Here is a 17,361-nt window from a genome sequence, read left to right as displayed (position 1 = left end):
GGGTTCAATCGGAATTTCTCTGAACCTCCGTACCGCCGTGGCCGTGTGCTGGGTGCTCGAAGCAACACCCGCACTCGGAAAGGTCCAAGAAAATGCGCAGGAATTCCGCCCTCGTCTCGGCCGCCTCGGCCGTCGTACTCGCCGCGGGCACGCTCGCCGGAGTCGCCGCCGTCCCGGCCGCCGCCCACGACAGCCACACCGGCCATACCGGGCACACCGGTTCAGGCGCCGCCTCCACCATGGCCACGAAGCCGCTGTCGGCGGTGTCGGCGAAGGCCCGGGCCGTCTCGCTGGTGGCGCGGCTGGACGGTGCGCAGGAAGTGCCCACGCCGGGCGGCCCGGCGGTCGGCGACCAGGACGGCCAGGCCGTCGCCCTCGTCAAGGTCAAGGGCGACCGCGTCACCTTCGCGCTCAGCTGGCAGGGCATCGGCGCGCCGACCCTCGGCCACATCCACGAGGGCAAGGCCGGCGTCAACGGCGCCGTCAAGACGGGGCTGTTCACCACCGCCATGCCCGCCGGGGTGGACTCGGCCGCGGGCCAGACCTCCGTCAACGACGCCGCGCTGGCCGAACGGCTGCGCACCGACCCCGGCAGCTTCTACGTCAACCTGCACAGCGCGGAGTTCCCCGGCGGAGCGGTGCGCGGTCAACTGAAGCCGACGGGCCGGTCGATCAACCCGCTCGCCATCATCAGGGGCGGCAGCCTGCGTGCCCTCGCAGACGGCAGCCAGGAGGTTCCGGCCGAGGACCCGAAGGCGGTGGGCGACCGGGACGGTCACGCGGTGGCGTTCCTGCACCCCGGACGACGCTCGGTGGGCTACTCCCTGGCCTGGGTGAACATCGCGGCTCCGGTCGCGGGCCACATCCACGAGGGGGTGCTGGGGAAGAACGGCGCCGTGAAGGTGCCGCTGTTCACGACACCCGTACCGCAGAACATCTTCGCCCTCTCGGGCTCGGTCGCGGTGGCGGACACCGCGGTGCTGAAGCAGCTGAAGAAGCGCCCGACCGGCTTCTACGCCAACCTGCACACCGCGGAGTTCCCCGACGGGGCGGTGCGCGGCCAGCTCTTCCGCTGACCGCCGGCTCCTGAACGACCGGTCAGGACCCGTGATGCCGTCAACAGGACCTCATGGCTCAAGGGCAGGCTTGATTGGTCTGGACATTGCTGGGACGCTGCTCGCGTGTGGATTCGATTCTTCCGCTCAAGAGCCCGGTCTTTACAGGTGGTTGTGCCCGTGGTGCTCGGTGTGTGCGTGGCGCTGGCCGTGGGGATCCTCGGCCTCGGTGGCCACCCCTCATCGGCACAGGCGGCACCGTCGGCCGACCGGTACGTGGACATCTCGGCGGTTTCCGCCACCGCTGTCCCGGCCGACGGACCGGACGCCTCCAGGGGATCCTTCACCGAGGACTGCGGACGCAACGAGAACGGTCATCGCAACGCCGACAACCTCGTGATCTCCCCGGGGCTGACGGGCGGAGCCCATCACGTGCACGACTACGTCGGGAACGTGACGACCGACGCCCTGTCGACCAACGAGGGTCTGGCGGCGGCCGCCACCACCTGTGTGGGCGGTGACCGGTCCACGTACTACTGGCCGGTTCTGCGACGGCTGGACCGGACCGGGAGCGATGCGCACGCAGTGGGCGGCGGGATCGACGGGAACGCCGGCGAGATCCTGGTGGCGTCCTCGGTCCGGATGGAGTTCCGCTCCAGCCCGACCAGCGAAGTCGTCGCCATGCCCCGGTTCCTGCGGATGGTGACGGGGGACCCGGTGGCGGCGACCGTGAACGAGCCCGGCCGTGTACGCGCGCAGTGGGGGTGTTCCGGCTACGCGGAGCGCTTCACCGTGAAGTACACGCTGTGCCCCGAGGGCAGCGGACCGACGCGCACGCTGGACTTCCCGAGCTGCTGGGACGGCCTGTCCACGGACAGCCCCGACCACCGCTCGCACGTGGTGTTCCCCGCCGCCAACGGCGTCTGCCCCCGGGCCACGTTCGCCGTACCGCAGTTGAGGATCACCCTCACGTACGACGTCCCGCACGGTGTGCGCTACGCCCTGGACTCCTTCCCCGAGCAGAAGCGCGATCCGGTCACCGACCACGGTCTGTTCGTCAACGTCATGACGGACCGTCGGATGGAACAGCTCGTGTCCTGCATCAACGAGGGCCGCCACTGCCGGCCCGAGTGACGCAGACCACATTGAACCAACCTCCTCGGGGATGCGTGTTGGACGTGTCAGTCAGGGAGAGGACGGGAGTAAGTGGATGGCGGCGGCACTGTGGTCCCGCACTCGGCACAAGCAAAGAACTGCTAGTGACGAGGCACTGATCCGGGCGCTGTACGAGGAACACGGCAGAGCCCTCCTCGCATACGCGCAACGGTTGACCGGCGATCACGCGGCAGCGGAGGACGTGGTCCAGGAGACGCTGATCCGGGCGTGGAAGCACCCGGACGTGCTGGTCAACGGCAAGGGCTCGGTGCGCGGCTGGCTGCTCACCGTGGCCCGCAACATCGTCACGGACCGGCATCGGGCGAAGGCCTCGCGCCCGACGGAGGTCGCGGAGTCCGTCACCACCACCCCGGTGGAGGAGGACCACGCGGAGGCCGTGGTGAACTCGATGCTCGTCATGGAAGCCCTCGACCGGCTCTCGCCGGACCACCAGGACGTACTGAGAGAGATCTACTTCCAGGGCCGGAGCGTCAACGAGGCGGCAGAGACTCTGGGGATACCGCCCGGGACCGTCAAGTCCCGGTCACACTATGCCCTGAAGGCATTACGGGACATGTACAGGGACAAACCAAGAACAGCGAAGCTCGTCGCACTGAAGGAGGTGGCGGTATGAGCATTCAGCAGCACGACAGCGAATTGCTCGGTGCCTACGTCCTCGGCACGCTCGACGAGCAGGAGGTTCGGGCCGTCGACGAACATGTGGAGTCGTGCCCGCGATGCGGCGACGAACTGGACGGGTTGCGGGAGATGCAGGCCGCACTGGGTGAGGTGCCGCCGGAGGCGTTCCTGGACGGACCGCCGGAGGGCGGGGACCTGTTGCTGCAGCGCACGCTGCGACAGGCCCGCAGCGAACGTACGGGTGTTGAGCGGCGACGACGGGTGGTGCTGTCCGCGGTGGCGTCCGTCGCGGCCGCGGCCGTGCTGGGCGGTGGCCTACTGATCGGCCAGTCCTTCGGCGGCGGGACGTCTCCGGAGGCGGTGCCGGCTCCGCCTTCGGCCTCCGTCCCTGCCGCACCGCCCGCCGGTTCCGAGGTGGGCTCGGCGACCAGCGCCGCCACCGGGACACAGATGACGGTGCGGGTGACCCCGGCCGCCGACTGGGTCCGGGTCAACGCCTCCGTCAAGGGCATCCCGGCGGGGGAGCGGTGCCGCCTGATCGTGGTGGCCAAGGACGGCACCCGCGAGATCGCCGGCAGTTGGCTCGTCGCCGACGAGGCCAAGGGCGCCAACCTCGACGGCTCCGCGGCCGTACGGGTCGACGACGTCGCGAAGGTCGTCGTCGAGAACGACCGGGGCAAGGAGTACGTGGCGGTCGAACTCTGAGACACGGCGGGATCGGCGGGATCCGGAGACGGATCCCGCCGTACGGCCCGCCACCTGGACGTGATTTTTGTCGATGGAGCGTAAGTGCCCGCCGGGCACGACGCTCCTTTTCTGCTGCGTGCATCAGTGAATCGAGAGTCCCGCTTGATGGACATCGCATTTCGGAAGCGGCAGGGAAGGGAGAAGACCATCCGCGGCGCACCGTGGGTGTTCATCCGTCGCTCCGGTACGGCACCGGGGTGCCGCGTCACCAGGAGTTCGCCGCGAGAAGGTGACAGTGGTCTGTCCCGTCGTCGACCCGGTTCGCGCGAAGGCGAGGGTGAGGTCGGCGGCTCGGGCGACCGCGTTGCCCTCCGCCCGTACCGCCTGGCCGAGTTCATGGGGCCGCCCGCCCCGGCGGGAACCGGGGCCCCTTGCATGGTGTGCGTTCCCGCAAACCTGGTTGCGTAAATGGATAACAGAAGGAAACGAAAATTCATGCGCACGAAATGAAGTGGCTCTTCGGTGTCCCGCGAGAGGGCGTCGAAGTCACAGTGAATTCATAGGAAATTGGTGCCGCACCTTTGTGGGACATTGCGGAAGAAGGCGGAAATAGGGCGGCTGGTCGGCCGTTGACAATGGACTGGACCAGTCGTATTTTTTGAATGCGCAACCACCGCTTGGCTGAACTCTTACCGGTGTCACCGGTCTTCTGGCGTTCCCCTTCACAGGACGGCCACAATGACGTTCGGAATCTCGCAGCGCAATTCATTGCTCGCCACTCTGCGGCACCTCTACGAAACCCAACCGGAGAAACTCCTCTTCACCTTTGTCGACGACCTCGGTGAGGACAAGGAGACGCTCCGAGCCGGCGAACTCGCCGAGGCCGTCGACGACATCGCCACCTCCCTGCGGTTATCAGGACTCAACCCCGGAGACCGGGCGGTGCTCGTCTACCCGCCCTCGCTGGACTTCGTGAAAGCCTTCATGGGCTGCCTGGCAGCAGGCGTTCTCCCCGTGCCCGTCTACCCCCCGAACCCCTTCCGGCTCAAGCGCGATCTGGCCGGCTTCAACGCCATAGTGGAGAGCTGCGGCGCAAGTGCCGCCCTCACCAACGGCCTCTTCGACCGCTCCCGCAGGGCCGGTTCGGTCGCCGGACTGCTCGGACGGTCGGAGCACAACTGGCCCCGTATCCCCTGGTACCGCACCGACCGGCGCTCCGGCAGGCACAGTGGGGCCGACTGCGATCCCGGAACCTGGTACGAACCGGCCGACCCGGGTGACACCGCGTTCCTGCAGTACACATCGGGGTCCACCGGAGTCCCCAAGGGCGTGATGGTCACGCACGGCAACCTCGTCCACGAGATCGCCGCCAACGTCGTCGACCTCCGGCTCAACCCGGACACCCGCGGGGTGTTCTGGCTCCCGCAGTACCACGACATGGGACTGATCAACGTCCTGCTCAGCACCGCCCTCGGCAACTCCACGACACACATCATGTCGCCGCTCACCTTCCTGCAACGGCCCTGGATCTGGCTCGACGTCATGTCCCGGGTGGGAGCCACGATCACCTCGGCGCCCAACTTCGCGTACGACCTCGCGGTCCGAAAGACCACCCCCGAAATGCGCGCCGGATGGGACCTCAGTTCCCTGGAAATGGCCATCACCGCCGCCGAACCGATCAGGACCCGGACCATCCGTACTTTCCTGAACGCCTTCCAGGTGTCCCGGATCCGGCCCGACGTTTTCTACGGCGCCTACGGGCTCGCGGAGAACACGGCGAGCGTCACCAACCGCGGCCAGGGAGTGCTGCGCCTCGACAGAAAGGCGCTGGCGGAAGGTGAAGTCGTCTTGGTGGACGACACCCCCGGCGGCCCGGACCCCCTGGACGCGGAAAGGCACGTCGAGTACCACGGCTGCGGTTTCTCCAGCAAACCCGCGGACCGGATCCGGATCGTCGACCCCGGGACCGGAGTCCCGTGCCCGCCCCGGCGTGTCGGCGAGATCTGGGTCCACTCCTCGACCACCGCGGCCGGCTACCACGGACGCCCCGAGACGACCCGCGAGGTCTTCCACGCCACCGTGACGGGCGACGACGACCCGACGGAGTACCTGCGCACCGGAGACCTGGGATTCCTGTACGAGGGCCAGCTCTTCATGACCGGCCGGATCAAGGACCTGATCATCATCCGGGGACGCAACGTCTACCCCTCCGACATCGAGGACAGCGTCCGTGAGTGCCACCGGGCCGTCCGCCCCGGCGGAGTCGTGGCTTTCGCGCTCGGGCCGGACGAGACCTTCCCCGGGGACACCGCGACCACAGCGGCCGGCGCGGACGCCACGGAGAACGGCGAGCGGCTCGTGGTCTTCGCCGAGACGGGCCAGAAGCGGGTCGACGCCGACCTCGCCGCCGAGATCTGCGCGACGGTCCGCAAGTTCGTCTACGCCGACCACCAACTCTCCTGCCACGCCGTCGTGTTGGGTCGGCCGGGGCTGGTCCGCAAGACCACCAGCGGCAAGGTCCGCCGCCGGGTGTGCAAGGAGGCACTCCTGAACGGCGAGATCGACCGCGAGACCACCACGCTCCTGGTCTCCGTGCACGAGAGCGACATCCCTGCCCGCGACGAGTTCACCGAGGGACGACGTTGACGAACGCAGACCACGCTGACCACAACGGTCCGATCCTCGCCACCGGTCCCCGCGATCCGCGGATGTACGACGTCGACGACGACTTCCGGCGCGTCCTCATCGACATGTCCGCGTTGACCGTGGCCTCCGCGGCCCGCAGGGACCGCTTCTTCCACGCCACTTCGACGGCTGCCCGCGGTGTCCTGACCGTGGGCGACAGCCCCCTGCTGCCCGCGCATGGCTTCCTCCGGCCGGGCCGCCGCTTCCCGGTGCTCGTCCGCTACAGCAACTCGGTCGGCACGGACGACGTCAAGCCGACGGTCCGCGGACTCACCCTCCGCCTGCTCGACGCCACCCCCGACAGCGCCACCGGACTCGAACCCGGCCTGCTCGACCTCACCTTCAACACCGGCCCGACCTTCTTCGCCTCCACCGCCGAGATCTTCCGGCGCAGCTTCGGCACCCCCGAGGAACGCGCCCGCAGCATCAGCGAGAATCCGGCCGTACGGTCCACCATCTGGAACAACATCAGGACCGCCGGCTCCTACGCCACCTACGACTTCTACTCCCAGGTGCCCCAGGGCTTCGTCGCCGAGGACGGACAGCAGTGGCTCATCCGCTTCCGCGTGCACCCGGCCGACGAACCGCTGGCGCGAGGCGACTTCGACCACGGCGACCTGTGGTGGCCGCCGGACGCCCCTGAGGAGATCCCGCGCCCGTACGGCGACACACGTGACCCCGCGTTCCTTCGCGACGACCTCCGCCACCGCGTCCGCACCACCGGCGTACGCAACGTGCTCCAGGCCCAGCTCCACCCCCTGGACGGCATCCCCGAAAACACCGAGACCGCCCTCGACCCGGCGCGTCGCTGGCCGGAGGAGCTGTGCCCCTGGTTCGACCTCGGGGACGTACACCTCGACACCCTCACCGACGACGACACCGTCAACCTCCTGGCCTTCGACCCGGCGTTGGCCCCGCCGGACCTGGGCATCGCCCTCGCCCGTTCGCCCCACTCGACCGCTTCCCTGAACCATCTGCGGGCGCTCGTCTACCAGGCCGCGTCCTACGCCCGGCTGGGCGAGCGGCAGCCTCCCGAACTGGCGGGACTGCTGCGTCCCAGCCGCAACATCACGACGAGCACCACTGCTGGACCCACCTCCGGGACGACTTCACCCGTCGCCGCCGGATCCCGCAGCGTCGTGGTCATCGGCGCCGGACCCGCGGGCCTGACCATCGCCCGCGAACTGGAGCGCTCCGGCCGCCGGGTGACCGTACTCGAAGAGCGGGACGCGGTGGCCGGCAAGTGCGAGACGGTGGAGATCGAGGGCCGCGCCTATGACCTCGGCGGCCACATCTGCACCAACCAGTACGAGAGAGTCGCCGAGTTGGCGACCGAGCTGGGCGTGGCGACGGAGGCCACCACCCCGTACCGGGTCCTCGACACCGCGCACGGCGCCGTGCTGCCGCAGGACACCTCCTTCTTCCGCAGGGACACGTTCCTGCGCTACCAGGCCCTGCGGGAGCGGGAGTTCCCGCGCATCGCCGAACCCGGCCTCGCGCACTCCGCGAAGGCGCTCGCCGCCCCCGTGACGCAATGGCTGGCCGCACACGGACTCCAGGCCATGGCCGCCTCCTTCGGCACCGGCTACACCGCGGCCGGCTATGGCCACCTCGACGACGACGTCCCCGCGCTGTACTTCGTCAAGTACGCGGAGATGACCGGGCTCCTGTCCCACAGGGCCGAACTCCTGGGCCACCCCGGCGCGTTCACCATCTCCGGCGGCTTCGCCACCCTGTGGCGCCGGATCGCCCGTGAACTCGCCGACGTACGGTGTGCGGTGCGTGTCGAGTCCGTCGAACGGCACGCGGACGGCGTACGGGTGCACACCGACTCCGGCCCGGTGGAGGCGGACGACCTGGTGCTGACCGTCGCCCTCGACCGCGTGCTGCCGATCCTGGACAGCACCGAACACGAGCGCGAACTCGCCGCGCGGATCCGCGCCAACGCCTACCACACCACCGTCGCCACAGCGCCCGGCCTCCCGGACTCCGCCTTCTACTTCCTCAAGCAGCACAACGACACCCGCGAGGCGACGGGCCACTGCGTCGCCTACCACCACCGCTACCCGGGCAGCGACGTCCGCACCTTCTACTCGTACGGCCGCCCCGAAGAGATCGTCCCCCTGTTGCGGGACGACATCGCAGGCCTCGGCGGACGGCTGGAGGCCGTACACCTCGAACGCCAGTGGGCGTTCATGCCGCACTTCGGCAGCGACGACCTCCAGGACGGCATCCTGGACCGGCTCGAAGCGATGCAGGGCCGCCACCGCACCTACTACACGGGCAGCCTGCCCTCCTTCGAACTGGTCGAATGCACCGTCGCCCACGCCCAGGACCTGGCCCGCCGTCACTTCCCGCCCGTGGACGGCACACGGACGCCCACCGCGGCCACCACCCCCGTACGCTCCGCCGTCACCGCTCCCGGGCTCGGCGCCCGGCTGACCGTGGACACCGTACGGGACTGGCTGGTCACCAACATCGCCGCCGAACTGCGGCTGCCCGCGACCTCCCTCGACACGGCCCGGCCGCTGGAGGAGTACGCGCTGGAGTCGCTGTCCGTCGCGGCCCTCCAGGCACGGCTCTCCGACTGGCTGGGCTACCGCATCCCGCACACCCTCTTCATGGAACTCCCCACCATCGACCAGGCCGCCCGCCATCTCGCGGAACCCGACGCACCCACATCCATCGGTGGCACCGCGTCCACCCGCCGCCAGGAGGCCGCGATGGACACCACCCGACCCGCACCCCGCCGGATGCTCCCGCTCAACCCGCCCGTCCCCTTCTTCTGCGCGGGCGGCCTCGGCGGCTCCGCCCGCTACCTCGCCTCGCTGGCCCGAGCCCTCGGCGACGGACGGCCCTGCTACGCCCTCGAGATCCCCGGCCTCGACGGCACGGAGGAGCCGTTGGACGACATGCCGGCCCTCGCGGCCGTGTTCGCCGACGAGGTCCAGCGGATCCAGCCACACGGCCCGTACCATCTCGGCGGCCACTCCTTCGGAGGGATGCTCGCCTACGAGGCGGCACGCCACCTGCGTGAACGCGGCGAGAAGGTCCACAGGGTCGTCCTGTTCGACACCTACGTCCCGCTGCCCGGCCGGGGCGCGCCGGCCGACGACGACCTGCGGGCCATAGAGGAACTCCTCGCACTGCGGCACATAGCCTGCCTCGCGACGGACCGGTGCAGCTGCGGTGTCGACCGCTCCAAGCCCCTGGACGAGCAGGGCGAACAGATCGCCCTGGCACTCGGGGCGCCCGACCCGCAGTCGTACGAGTCCCACCTCGTGAACCTGGTCGGCACCTACCAGGCGGGCCTGCGGGCCTTCGCGCTCTACCGGCCCGAACCCTCGGACCTCTCGGTGGTCCTGGTCAAACCGGAGGCGGGGTTCTTCCCCCTCACCCAGGAGGACCACCGTGTCCCGATGCACTTCGACTCGCCCAACGGCTGGGACACCGTCGAACTGGGCGACCTGACCGTCGTTCCGGTGACCGGCAACCACTTCAGCATGTTCACCCGCCCCCACCTCACCGCGGTCGCGGAGGCGACCCGGATCAGCCTGACGGCCGCCCGGTGACGACGGTCAGGTGGTTATCGGGGTCTCACCTCGTCCGTCAACTTGCCCTTGCGCAGCGTGAGGGCGCGATCGGACTGCGCCGCGAGGTGCTGGGAGTGGGTGACGACGATGACGCACTTGCCCTGTTCGTGGGCCAGTTCGCGAAAGGTGTCGATGATGCCCTGGGCGGTGTCCTCGTCGAGGTTTCCGGTGGGTTCGTCGGCGAAGAGGATGTCGACGTCGCAGGCGAGGGCGCGGGCGATGGCGACCCGCTGCTGCTGGCCGCCGGAGAGCCGCATGACGTTGCGCGTGGCCATGTCCCGGTCCAGACCGATCCGTTCCAGGAGTTCCAGAGCGCGGGCCTTGCGGCTGCCGTGGCCGGGCTTCGTACCGGTGATCTCCATGGCGGTGGTGACGTTCTGGAGGGCGGTCATGTAGGTGAGCAGGTTGTAGTGCTGGAAGATCGTGGCGGCGTGCTTGTTGCGGTAGCGGCCGAGGCCGATCCGCGTCAGGTCCTGGCCGCTGAAGCTGATGGTGCCCCGGGTGGGTGCGTCGAGGCCGCTGGCAAGGCTGAGCAGGGTTGTCTTGCCGCTGCCCGAGGGCCCCAGGACGGTGTAGAAGGTGCCGCGTTCGAAGCTGAAGTCGATGTTCTTGAGTACGGCGGTCCTGCGGCGCTGGCCGACGTAGGTGTGGCTGACACCGTCAAGGCGGAGGACGGGCGGGGTCGCGGTGGCGCTGGTCATGGTGGCTGTCACTTGCCCTTCGTGAGGATGGTCCGGGGGCTGAACCGCAGGACGGAGGCGGCCGGGACGGCGGTGGCCAGCAGGCCGATGCCGAGACCGACACCGCCCACGGTGGCGAGGTCCGCCGGGGCGAGGCGTACGTCGATCCTGTCGATGGGGTCGGCGTTCTCCACCGGCTTGTCGTCCGGGTCGATGCCCTGGTCGAGGCCGGTGCTGCCGGGAGCCGGGGGCTGCCAGGAGTCGAGCCTGTCCCGGGCCTCGGCGGCCTCCTGGCCGAGCAGCGACTGGCCGGCGCTCTGGGTCAGGCTCTGGGTGAACAGGCCGCTCAGACCGACGGCGAGAGCCGCGACCGCGACGATCTCCAGCGCCTGCTGGGCGATGAGCTTCCACTTCCTCTCGCCCATGGCCAGCAGCACGCCGTACTCCTTGCGTCGCTGTTTGACCGCAAGATTGACGAGGAGGACGAGGACGGCGGCGCCCGCGACGCCGATCAGCCACATCGCGACGGCGGCGGTGGAACTGATGCTGTCCAGAGGGCCCGTCATCTGCCGGATCGCCTTGTCGTTGGCGTCCAGGGTGAATCCGTCCAGCGCCGAACCCGCGATCCGCTCGGCCTCCTCCTTGAACTTCCTGACGTCGTCGGCGTTCTTGAGGAGGAAGGTCGCTGTCCTGACCTGTGTGGGCCCGTCCGCAGTGGAGTTGAGCCCGGCGAAGCCGCCCACGGACGCGTACAGCATGTTGGCCGGGTTCACGAGGTGCTCCGGCTCGGGCTCGGAACTGGGCCGCGGGTCCCGGAAGATGCCCGCCACGGTGAACTCCGCCGTGGCCTTGCCTTCGTTGGCGCCCAGGGTGATCCTGTCGCCGGTCTCGATGCCGTTCTTCCGGGCCAGCCGCTCCTCGATCAGCAGCAGGTGCTTGTCCTTGTCGGCGGCGGTGAGGTGGGCGCCGGACAGGAGCGTGAAATTGCCGCTGCGGAAGTCGGGCAGCAGCGCGGAGTCGAGGATCCCGATGGTCGGGGTGCCATCGGGCCCCATGTACGAGGTCGACGAGTCCACGCCCTCGGTGACCAGTTCGGCGCCCGCCTTCACGACGCCCCGGTCGAACATGGAGTAGTTGTACTTCTGGACCAGCGGGGAGGCGCCCAGTTCGTCCACCGTCGTGGCATCGATCTGCGGGGCCACGAGACCACCGCCCGCGCTCAGGCCGTTCAGGTCCATCTCCAGGTTGACCTCGGCGCCCACGGAGCGCTCGGCCTCGGTTCTGGCCTGGGCGGTCGCGTCCTTGACCAGTACCCCGGCCAGCACCATCACGGAGATGACGAGGAACGTGGAGAGGGTGACCAGGGTTCTGCCCTTGCGGGACCACAGGCTGAAGCCCGCGCGTTTGACGAAGTTCATGTGGATCGGCTTTCTGTGGGGGCTCATTCGTCGGAGACGAGGATGGAGCGGGGGTGGAGACGGAGGATCCCGACGCCGGGGACGACGGTCGAGACGAGGGAGATCCCGAGACCGATGCCGGCGACCCTGCCGAGGTCGGAGGGCTCCACGCGCATCTCGGGCCGGTCGGCGGCCGGTGCGTCCGGGGACCCGGACCTCGCGGAGGGGGCGAGCAGCGCGTCGCCCGCCTGCCGGACGGCGAGCTGACCGGCCAGGGCGGCGACAGCCACGGCGGGCAGGGCGACGGCGGCCACTTCCACGGTGTGCTGGCCGATGAGCTTCCACTTCTTCTCGCCCAGCGACAGCAGGATTCCCAGCTCGTCGCGGCGGTTGCGGATCTGGAGCGTCACCACGAGCCCGAGAATCAGCGCACCGGCCACGGCGACGACCCGGACGATCAGCCCGGCGAAGGCCGCGACCCGCTGGATCGGGCGGACCTGGTCCCGATACGCCTTGTCATTGACGCGGAAGTCGAACGCCCCGGCACCGAGCAGCCGCCGGGTCTCGGCGTGCAGCCGCTCGGCCTGTTCCGGGGAGCCGATCCGGAAGACCGCCTCGGTGAGGTCCGTCGCGCCGGGACTCAGCCGCCGCACCGCGCCGACGGGCACGTAGAGCGCGTTGCCGGGCAGCAGGTGCGGCGGCGTCCATGTCGACGGGTCCGGCGTCGAGTCCCGGTAGATCCCGACGACCTCGAGCGGCACGGTGCGGCTTCCGTCGGCGGACCGGGCGCGCAGGGTGTCGCCGACCTCGATGCCGTTCTTCTCGGCCAGCCGCCGCTCGACCAGGGCGACCGCCCGACCGGCGTCCTCAGGGGTGATCCCGCGCCCCGCCATGATCCTGTTCGAGCCGTACGAGAAGCGCAGCAGCAGCCCCGAGTCCCGTACGCCGATCAGCGCCAGGGACGGCTGTGTCCGCGCCCCGGTACTTCCGTCACCGTCCTCAGGGGCGCCGGACCGCAGCGGCTTGACACCGAGGCCCTCGGCGTCGAGCGGGAGCCACGGGGTGTACCGGTGCACCTGCGGGGACGAACCGAGCCGGTCGGCCACCGCCGAAGTGAGGCCCTTGCCGCTCACCGTCACATCGACGCCGATCGTCCGCCGCGCTTCCGCCTCCTGACGGGCGGTGGCGCCCTGCAGCAGGAAGCCGCCCAGCAGCAGCGTGCAGATGACGACGCAGATCGCCAGCAGGACGACGGTTCTGGCTTTCCTGGCCCGCAGACTCTGCCCGGCACGCTTGACGAAGTTCATGGCCAGGACAGAACCAGGGCGCCCCGCGCAGCGGGATAAGCGCGTTGCAGCGGGATAAGGACGCTGTCCTCATGACGCTGTCCTTATCCCGCTGCAATGCGGCGCCGGGTTTCATGGGGATCATGAGAGTTCTGGTAGCCGAGGACCATCGCGTTCTCGCCCGTACGATCGCCACCGGTCTGCGCCGGCAGACGATGGCCGTCGATGTCGCCGCCTCCGGCGACGAGGCCGAGCGGATGTGCCTGCTGACCGACTACGACGTGCTGATCCTCGACCGGGACCTGCCGGTCATGACCGGCGACGAGGTGTGCCGACGACTGCGCGAACTCACCGACCCGCCACGGATCCTGATGCTGACCGCGGCCGGCGAGATCACGGACAAGGTCTACGGACTCACGGCTCTCGGCGCCGACGACTACCTGGCCAAGCCGTTCGACTTCGCCGAACTGGTCGCCCGCGTACGGGCGTTGAGCCGTCGCGTCCCCAAGTCGCCACCGGTCGCGCTACGACACGAGGGCATCACCCTGGACCTGGCGCGGCGCGCGGTGTCCGCGGACGGCCGGCCGCTGGACCTGACGCCCAAGGAGTTCGCGGTCCTGCAACTGCTGATGGAGGCACAGGGGGCGGCGGTCCCGCACGACGAACTCGTGCGTACCGTCTGGGACGAGAACCTCGACCCGCGCACCAGCGCCGTACGGGCCGTCATCAGCCGGCTGCGCCGCAAGCTCGGCGACCCCGACCTCATCACCGCGGACAAGGGACAGGGATACCGGCTGTGCGACTGAACCCGCGGACGCTGCTGCGGGGCATGCCGTTCCGTGCCCGGCTGGCCGCGGCCTTCTGCACGCTCTTCCTGCTGACGGGCGCGGCGCTGCTGGCCTTCGTGGTGCTGCTCGCGCGCTACGGGACGGCCCAACAGGTCAAGGGCATCGCGATCACGAAGGCCGACGCGCCGGGAGGCAGCGGGTTCCCCGGCGAGTTCCCCAGTGGGTACGCGCGCGCCACGGACCCAAACGCAACCCGCCCGTCGCTGGACGCGACCGGCGACGACATCGCCCTGATCCGGCAGATCGACCAGACCGTACAAGCCGTGCAGGACACCGCCCTGAGGCAGATGGTCCTCTGGTCGGCCGTCGGACTGCTCTTCATGGCGCTCCTGGCCGGACTGCTCGGCTGGTGGCTGGCCGGGCGGGCGCTCCGGCCGGTCGCCGCGATGACGGAGGCCACCCGTCGGATCAGCGAGCAGAACCTGCACCAGAGGCTGGCGCTCACCGGCCCGGACGACGAACTCCACCGTCTCGCCGACACCTTCGACACCATGCTCGACAGGCTGGAGAAGTCCTTCGAGAGCCAACGGCGCTTCGTCGCCAACGCCTCCCACGAACTCAGAACACCCCTCGCGGCCCAGCGCACCAGCCTGGAGGTCGGCCTCGCCGATCCGCTCCCCGAGGGACTCGCCGCAGTACGGGAAGACCTGCTCGAAACCAACCGCGAGGCCGAGCAGCTGATCACCGCGCTGCTGCTGCTCGCCCGCAGCGACCGCGGCCTGGAGGAGACCGAGACAGTGAACCTGTCGGCCGCGGCGATGCTCGTGGCAGCCGAACTAGCCCCGCAGGCCGAGGAAGAGCAGCTGGACGTGGCGGTGACGGCGGACCGGCCGCTGACCGTCCTCGGCGACCCCGTACTCCTCCGCCACCTCCTGACCAACCTCATCCGCAACGCGATCCAGTACAACCACCCCGGCGGCCGGGTACGCGTACGGCTCGAAGACCGCACGCTGACCGTGACCAACACCGGGCCCACCGTGCCGGCCGACCGGGTCCCGGACCTGTTCGAGCCGTTCCGCCGCCTCACCCAGGACCGCACCAGCACCACAGGCCACGGGCTCGGCCTGTCCCTCGTCCGTTCCATCGCGGAGGCCCACGGAACCAGGGCAACGGCCGAACCGGGCCGACAGGGCGGCCTCACCGTCACCGTGCGCTTCCCATGACGCCGGCCCCCGCTCTGCACGTCAGGCAAGAGCGTGGGCCTACTGAGCGCGCTCCCACTTCCGGTACGCGGCCACCGCGGTCGGCAGGGTGGGGAAGAGCAGGCCGGTGCCGACGGACTCCGTCAGGCCGTACGCGTCCAGGTCGTCCCGCAGATCCTGCTTGACGCGGGCCAGGGCGAAGACGATGCCCCGGCGGGTCAGTTCCTGGCGCAACTCGTCGACGGCGTCCAGGGCGGTGATGTCGACCTCCACATTCGCCTCGGCGTTGAGGACGAACCAGCGGACCGGGTCGTCCTGTTCGTCGACGGCGGCCATGGCCCGGCGGCGGAAGTTCTCCGCGTTGGCGAAGAAGAGGGGCGAGTCGTAGCGGTAGACCAGCAGACCGGGGATCGTCCGGGCCTGCGGATAGTCGTCCACGTCGTGCATGCCGGCCACCCCGGGGACGACCCCCTGGACCGCGTCGTGCGGACGCGCGACCCGCGTCAGCAGCTCGGCCACGGACAGACCGACGGCGACCAGTACCCCGTACAGGATGTCCAGGGCCAGTACGCCGGTCAGGCAGCCGAGCGCGAGCAGCAACTCCCGGCGGCGGAAGGACGCCAGCCGCCGGAAGCCCGCCAGGTCGATCATGCGGAGGGCCGCGTAGACGACGAGCGCGCCCAGCACCACCGAGGGCGTGCGGGTCAGCAGGGGGCTGAGGAAGAGGAGGACGGCGAGGACCGCCGCGGCGGCGACCAGTGAGTACGCGGGGGAGCGGGCGCCCGCCGAGGAGGCGAGGGCGGTACGGCTGGCGCTGCTGCTGACCGGGAAACCCTGCACCGCCCCGGCACCGAGGTTGGCCGCGCCCAGGGCGAGCAGTTCCTGGTTGGCGTCGAGCCCGGGGCCGTCGTCGGTACGGTCGGTGAAGGCGCGCGCGGTGAGGATGAAGTCCGTGTAGGCGACCAGGAGCACGCCGAGGGCGGGCAGCACCAGGTGCGGCAGCTCCGTCAGATCCGGAGCCGCCAGACCGGGCAGACCCGCCGGGACGTCGCCGATCACCTTGATCCCATGGCGGTCGTCGAGGCCGAGAACGGCCACGGCCGTCGTCGCGAGGACCACGGCCAGCAAGGGACCGGGGACGGCGGGGAAGAAGCGGGCCACGGCGAGGACGAAGGCGAGCAGGAGCACGGCGAACAGCAGCGTGGGCAGATGGACCTGCGACAGATGCCGTACGAAGGACCACAGTTGGGGGAAGAACGCCGAGCCCGTGGTGCTGACCCCGGTGAGCTTCGGCAGCTGATCCACGATCATGATCAGTGCCACACCCGCCAGATAGCCGACCAGCACCGGCCGGGAGAGCAGGTCCGCGACGAAGCCGAGCCGCACCGCCCAGGCCACGACGCACAGCAGCCCGACCGTGACCGCGAGAGTGGCGGCCAGTACGGCGTACCGGCCCGGGTCACCCGCGGCCAGCGGGCCGACCACGGTCGCCGTCATCAGCGCGGTCGTGGACTCGGGCCCGACCGACAGCAGACGCGAGGAACCGAGCACCGCGTACAGGGCGAGCGCGGGCAGGATCGCCCACAGCCCGGCGACCGGCGGCAGCCCGGCCACCCCCGCGTACGCCATCACCTGCGGCACGAGATACGCGGCCACCGTCACCCCGGCCAGCAGATCGCCGCGCAGCCAGGCGCGCCGATAGCCGAGAAGCACGCCGAGCCCCGGCGTCAGCCGACGCCACACCGGAACGGGTCTGCCCGAACTGCGGGACATGGGCCTCCTTCTGCCGAGAGACCTCATGATCCACGCATGACCGGGCAACCGCGAGGGACCGGGCCGCGCCGAGTCGCCCGAGGACCTGCTCCGCCGGCCCAACAGGCCTTCGGGTCAGGGTCGTTCGGACTCAACACGTCGCTCACCAGCTTTAGGCGCCCCACTCACGTGCGGTACAGACGGCGGACGACGTCGATTCGGCGCCGGAGGAAGTCCCGGCGCCGAATCGACGGATGCCGCGACGCGCTACTGCGCCAGTGGAGCGGCAGGTGGACGTCCTCGGCTGCAACGGCACGTACGTCGTCTTCCGCAAGTACCACTTCCACGTCGCCGCCTTCAACAAGTGGCCGCACGACAACGCCCGCACCGAGGCCGAACGCGAACTGCTGGCCGCCACGCTGGCGCAGCGATGCACCCGCTG

12 protein-coding genes are annotated in these 17,361 nt (G+C 70.0%); 8 read left to right on the top strand and 4 right to left on the bottom strand.

Annotated elements, in window-relative coordinates:
- Window positions 1–92: 92 nt before the first annotated feature.
- From ACWCRB_RS18515 to ACWCRB_RS18490, 6 genes are all read left to right on the top strand, one after another.
- Window positions 93–1,076, top strand: a complete 984-nt coding sequence (locus tag ACWCRB_RS18515) for a CHRD domain-containing protein (RefSeq protein WP_450997064.1) — start codon at window positions 93–95, stop codon at window positions 1,074–1,076.
- 159 nt (window positions 1,077–1,235) lie between these two features.
- Window positions 1,236–2,189, top strand: a complete 954-nt coding sequence (locus ACWCRB_RS18510; protein ID WP_450997063.1) for a DUF1996 domain-containing protein — start codon at window positions 1,236–1,238, stop codon at window positions 2,187–2,189.
- Window positions 2,190–2,265: 76 nt separating this feature from the next.
- Complete coding sequence (locus ACWCRB_RS18505; RefSeq protein WP_450997062.1) at window positions 2,266–2,844, top strand: sigma-70 family RNA polymerase sigma factor; 579 nt, start codon at window positions 2,266–2,268, stop codon at window positions 2,842–2,844.
- Window positions 2,841–3,554, top strand: coding sequence for an anti-sigma factor family protein (locus tag ACWCRB_RS18500; protein WP_450997061.1), 714 nt, complete (start codon window positions 2,841–2,843; stop codon window positions 3,552–3,554). Before ACWCRB_RS18505 ends, ACWCRB_RS18500 begins: the two co-directional genes overlap by 4 nt.
- A gap of 720 nt (window positions 3,555–4,274) precedes the next feature.
- Window positions 4,275–6,182, top strand: a complete 1,908-nt coding sequence (locus ACWCRB_RS18495; RefSeq protein WP_450997060.1) for a fatty acyl-AMP ligase — start codon at window positions 4,275–4,277, stop codon at window positions 6,180–6,182.
- Entirely contained in the window at window positions 6,179–9,793 is a 3,615-nt protein-coding gene (locus ACWCRB_RS18490; protein WP_450997059.1) for an alpha/beta fold hydrolase, read from the top strand. Before ACWCRB_RS18495 ends, ACWCRB_RS18490 begins: the two co-directional genes overlap by 4 nt.
- A 14-nt stretch (window positions 9,794–9,807) precedes the next feature.
- Here ACWCRB_RS18490 and ACWCRB_RS18485 read toward each other — a convergent pair whose 3' ends face one another.
- From ACWCRB_RS18485 to ACWCRB_RS18475, 3 genes are read right to left on the bottom strand one after another with little or no spacing between them, the layout of a single operon-like run.
- Window positions 9,808–10,527, bottom strand: coding sequence for an ABC transporter ATP-binding protein (locus ACWCRB_RS18485; RefSeq protein WP_450997058.1), 720 nt, complete (start codon window positions 10,525–10,527; stop codon window positions 9,808–9,810).
- The gene (locus ACWCRB_RS18480; protein ID WP_450997057.1) at window positions 10,524–11,939 is read right to left on the bottom strand and encodes an ABC transporter permease; all 1,416 of its coding nucleotides are present in this window, start codon (window positions 11,937–11,939) and stop codon (window positions 10,524–10,526) included. Before ACWCRB_RS18480 ends, ACWCRB_RS18485 begins: the two co-directional genes overlap by 4 nt.
- Window positions 11,936–13,198: an FtsX-like permease family protein gene (locus tag ACWCRB_RS18475; protein ID WP_450997056.1), complete on the bottom strand. Its 1,263-nt coding sequence runs from the start codon at window positions 13,196–13,198 to the stop codon at window positions 11,936–11,938. The genes ACWCRB_RS18480 and ACWCRB_RS18475 overlap by 4 nt, the downstream gene beginning before the upstream one ends.
- Before the next feature lie 122 nt (window positions 13,199–13,320).
- On the opposite strand from ACWCRB_RS18475, the gene ACWCRB_RS18470 reads away from it, so the two are divergent.
- Together ACWCRB_RS18470 and ACWCRB_RS18465 are read left to right on the top strand one after the other, a co-directional pair.
- Entirely contained in the window at window positions 13,321–13,983 is a 663-nt protein-coding gene (locus tag ACWCRB_RS18470) for a response regulator transcription factor (RefSeq protein WP_450997055.1), read from the top strand.
- Window positions 13,974–15,188 (top strand): sensor histidine kinase, encoded by a 1,215-nt coding sequence (locus ACWCRB_RS18465; protein WP_450997054.1) that lies wholly within the window; start codon window positions 13,974–13,976, stop codon window positions 15,186–15,188. Before ACWCRB_RS18470 ends, ACWCRB_RS18465 begins: the two co-directional genes overlap by 10 nt.
- Window positions 15,189–15,227: 39 nt before the next feature.
- Here ACWCRB_RS18465 and ACWCRB_RS18460 read toward each other — a convergent pair whose 3' ends face one another.
- Complete coding sequence (locus tag ACWCRB_RS18460; protein ID WP_450997053.1) at window positions 15,228–16,940, bottom strand: SulP family inorganic anion transporter; 1,713 nt, start codon at window positions 16,938–16,940, stop codon at window positions 15,228–15,230.
- Window positions 16,941–17,361: the final 421 nt, after the last annotated feature.

The sequence above is a fragment of the Streptomyces sp. NPDC002156 genome, from assembly GCF_053593675.1.
This window is presented reverse-complemented; position numbering and strand designations above follow the sequence as displayed.